The sequence below is a fragment of the Tannerella forsythia genome (assembly GCF_003860135.1).
In the GTDB taxonomy this organism is placed as follows: Bacteria; Bacteroidota; Bacteroidia; order Bacteroidales; family Tannerellaceae; genus Tannerella; species Tannerella forsythia_A.
Genome location: NZ_RQYN01000139.1, coordinates 1 through 699, shown reverse-complemented (window position 1 = coordinate 699; position 699 = coordinate 1). Strand labels below are relative to the sequence as shown.

The window sequence follows — 699 nt, the reverse complement described above, 5'->3', positions numbered from 1 at the left end:
CCATGAATGCAATTATACAACTTTTTTCCGGATCCTGATTTATGGGTTACCCACACGATTCAACACAGACCCAAAATATTTTTGGTGCCGGAGAAAGTGCAAGACTTGAAGCTGGACAGGTGGTTTTTCCTGGAGGAGGAACATGGACTAATGCTGAAATCCAGATTTTCGGACACGGAAACCCCGGAAATATTACTGGTGCCGGGAATATCGTTATTCATTCATACAATGCCGGAGGTAGGTATGATGATTATACAAATGTATGGACAGGTTCCTGGAGTGGTAATGGTAATGGGCGGTGTCCAGTGGATCCATGGCCTGCTTGGGATGGTGGGGGCATTAATTGGAATGGACCAAATCCTGTCCCTAACTATAATTCAAATCCATGTAATGCTGCTCATATTCATGGTCCTGTATCTGGTGGCACAAGTGATCCGTATACATCAAATCAATTAGGAGGAGCGGATGATGGTGTCTCATTAGTTCAGACTGCTGGTACTGTGGTTAAAAATGATGGTACATGGGCTAGCAGAGGAACACCAAAAACATCGGGAGGAGGATTGAATGATTATAAAAGACCTACAACGATAGCTATAAGTGGAAAGACAACAATAAACCAAATTGCGGTATTGTTAAATATATATAGCTATTTCATTGTTTAGTTTTAGAAAAAGTAATTTTAGGGATTTTTCTATCATA

At 40.8% G+C, this 699-nt stretch carries 1 protein-coding gene; it reads left to right on the top strand.

The window, feature by feature from the left end; genetic code table 11:
- Window positions 1-41: 41 nt before the first annotated feature.
- Window positions 42-662 carry a hypothetical protein gene (locus EII41_RS13670; RefSeq protein ID WP_124791012.1) on the top strand — a complete coding sequence of 207 codons (621 nt, stop codon included), beginning with the start codon at window positions 42-44 and terminating at the stop codon, window positions 660-662.
- Window positions 663-699 lie beyond the last annotated feature (37 nt).